The 3,176-nt window shown below is 66.2% G+C and carries 3 protein-coding genes; all 3 read right to left on the reverse strand.

Annotation, left to right across the window (positions count from 1 at the left end):
* Positions 1 to 51: 51 nt before the first annotated feature.
* Positions 52 to 915 (reverse strand): alpha/beta fold hydrolase, encoded by an 864-nt coding sequence (locus I71_RS14500; protein WP_083897162.1) that lies wholly within the window; start codon positions 913 to 915, stop codon positions 52 to 54.
* 31 nt (positions 916 to 946) lie between these two features.
* Positions 947 to 1,846 (reverse strand): lytic transglycosylase domain-containing protein, encoded by a 900-nt coding sequence (locus tag I71_RS14505; protein WP_244433843.1) that lies wholly within the window; start codon positions 1,844 to 1,846, stop codon positions 947 to 949.
* 95 nt (positions 1,847 to 1,941) lie between these two features.
* On the reverse strand, positions 1,942 to 3,176 hold a 1,235-nt coding region (locus I71_RS14510), incomplete at its 5' end, for a helicase-related protein (protein WP_042695562.1).

Consider the following 3,176-nt stretch of genomic DNA (forward strand, 5'->3'; position numbering starts at 1 on the left):
CTCGACACGGTTCTGCGCCGGGTGAACTGATCCGTCCGCCCGGCAGGGCGCTCAGCCCTCTGCCAGGAAGTTGCGGACGATGGCGATCTGTTCGTCCGTCATCAGTGAGGGGGCGTGTCCGGTGTTGGGGATTTCCACCACCCGCACCAGACCGGCCGCCCCCGGTCCGCGCTGCGCCATCCGCTCCGCGGTTTCGGCACTGAGAAGATCGGAGTCCGCTCCGCGCAGGACCAGCACCGGACAGCGCACCCGATCCCACAGCGCCCACAGATCGACATCGCCGATCGGCGCCGTCTTGAACGCATCGCCGATGGCGGGATCGTAGGCGAGCCGGAATCGGCCATCGGGCAACGGCCGGGCGCTGTGCTGCGCCATGTGGCGCCAGCACTCGTCGCCGATCGTGCCGAATCCCATCAGCACGAAACGCAGATAGGATTCCAGCGCCGGCAGATCCTCGAACACCGGATCCTTGCCGACATAGTCTGCGATCCGTTGGAGACCGGCCTGGGCGATGAAGGGGCCGACATCGTTGATCACCATGCGGCGGATCGGGCTGTTGGCCTGTGCCGCCAGTGTCATGCCGATCAGGCCGCCCATCGAGGTGCCGATCCAGTCGACCGTCTCCGCACCCATGCGGGCGATCAGCGCCACCATGTCAGCGCAATATTGCGGATAGCCGTAGAGTGCCGGAACCGGCAGCCAGTCGCTACGGCCGCGACCGACCACGTCCGGGCAGGCGATGCGCCAGCGGTCGGCCAACGCCAGGGCCAGCCGGTCGAAATCGCGGCCGTTGCGCGTCAGCCCATGAACACAGACCGCCGTCTGCGCGGCATCGTCCCGCCCCCATTGGGTGTAGGCGATCCTATGGAACCCGGCGGCGCTGAGGCCGAGGACGTTGCGTTCGGACATCGGCACGGGCGGGCTCTCCTGTTCGGAAATGACGGACCTATCCCTTTTTCGGCGATTTGACGCCGCGTGGCAACTCCGCCTCGACAGCGCGTTCCGCCGCAGCGCGAATGGCCGGCAGTGCCGGCGAGGGCTCCGTCACCGATCCGTCGAAGGGATGGCGGGTGTTGTCGTAGATGCGGCGGATGATGCGGACATAGTTGCGCGTCTCGTCATAAGGCGGAACGCCCTTGTAACGGTCGACCGCCCCCTCTCCGGCATTGTAGCCGGCAAGCGCGAGCGTCACATCGCCCTGAAAGTAGGCGAGCAGCCAGCGCAGGTATTTCACCCCGCCTGTGATGTTCTGCTTCGGATCGAAGACGTCACCGACGCCGAACCGGTCAGCGGTGTCGGGGATCAGCTGCATCAGTCCGGCAGCTTCCTTCGGCGAGACTGCATCGGTGCGGAAGGCACTTTCCGCCTGGATCACCGCCAGCACCAGCGCCGGGTCCAGGCCGTATTTCGGCGCGATGGAATTGACCAGCGTCACCACCTCGGCCGGCGGCGGCCCAACCTCGCGCACCGGGCCGGCGCCGGGACGGCACCAGGGACGGATGCGTCCCATGCGGCCGGGGACGTAATTGACCAGTCGCCGCGCCTCCGGATGACCACGCGAGGCGGCAGCGCGCAGCCAGGCGGTGCCGAGCCGCCGATCCTTGCGGACCCCTTTGCCGAACAGATAGCGTCGGGCCAGCCGGAAAGCAGCATCGGCATCGCCCTGCTCCGCCAATTCGCAATCGCCGGATTTGCTCTTNCACGATGGCGGCGGCAGTTCCGCAACCGTCTTCGGCTTTACCGCCGATTGGGAGTCCGCCGCCATTGCGATGGAGACCGAACCGAAGCCGACGCCACACAGCGCCAGCGCAATCAGCGGCACCATCACGATACGACGAACAAGCAACCGACAACCCTCCTGCGATCCCGCACCATCCCACGGGAAGCGGAAGTATGGTGTTGCAACCGCTCAAGGACAAGGGTGGCTCAGCGCAGGGCGGCTCACGGCCCGCGACGGCGCCGCCCCTGTTTCTTCGGCGCTCCTTCCGGAATGCCGCGCCCCTGGCGGGCGCTGCTGATGCCGATGCTGCCGGGGGTTTCCAGCCCCAGGTCCATCGCCTCCAGCCGGCGTAGCTCGTCGCGCAGCCGCGCGGCCTCCTCGAACTCCAGATCGGCGGCGGCCGCGCGCATGCGCTTTTCCAGATCGGCGATGACGCTCTTCAGGTTGTGTCCGACCAGCTCGTTGGAATTCAGGCCGGTCTTCACCGTCACATGGTCGCCACGCTCGAACACGCTTTCCAGAATGTCGCCGATGGCCTTCTTGACCGATTCCGGCGTGATGCCATGTTCAAGGTTGTAGGCCATCTGCTTCTCGCGGCGGCGGGCCGTCTCGTCGATGGCGTACTTCATGCTGTCGGTGATCTTATCGGCATAGAGGATCGCTCGCCCGTCAATGTTGCGGGCGGCGCGGCCGATGGTCTGGATCAGCGAGGTCCTGCTGCGCAGATAGCCTTCCTTGTCGGCATCCAGAATCGCCACCAGCGCGCATTCCGGGATGTCCAACCCCTCGCGCAGCAGGTTGATGCCGACCAGCACGTCATAGGCGCCAAGCCGCAGGTCGCGGATGATCTCGATGCGCTCCAGCGTTTCCACGTCCGAGTGGATGTAACGCACGCGCAACCCGGCCTCGTGCATATATTCGGTCAGCGCCTCCGCCATTTTCTTGGTGAGCGTGGTGACCAGAACGCGGTAGCCCTTGGCGACCACCTCCTTGCACTCGCCGATCAGGTCGTCGACCTGGGTCTCGGTCGGGCGTACGATCACCGGCGGGTCGATCAGGCCGGTCGGGCGGACCAGCTGTTCGGTGAAGACGCCGCCGGTGCGCTCCATTTCCCAAGGACCGGGCGTGGCGGAGACGAAGACCGTCTGCGGCCGCATGCCCTCCCACTCCTCGAACTTCAGCGGACGGTTGTCCTTGGCGCTGGGCAGGCGGAAGCCGTAATCGGACAGCGTCGATTTGCGCATCAAGTCGCCGCGGTACATGCCGCCGATCTGCGGCACCATGACGTGGCTCTCGTCGACGATCAGCAGCGCGTCGCCCGGCAGATACTCGAACAGGGTCGGCGGCGGCTCGCCCGGAGCGCGGCCGGTCAGGTATCGGGAATAGTTTTCAATACCGGCACAGGAGCCGGTGGCCGCCATCATCTCGATGTCGAAAGTGGTGCGCTGTTCCAGCC

The organism is Azospirillum sp. B506 (assembly GCF_000333595.1).
In the GTDB taxonomy this organism is placed as follows: Bacteria; Pseudomonadota; Alphaproteobacteria; order Azospirillales; family Azospirillaceae; genus Azospirillum.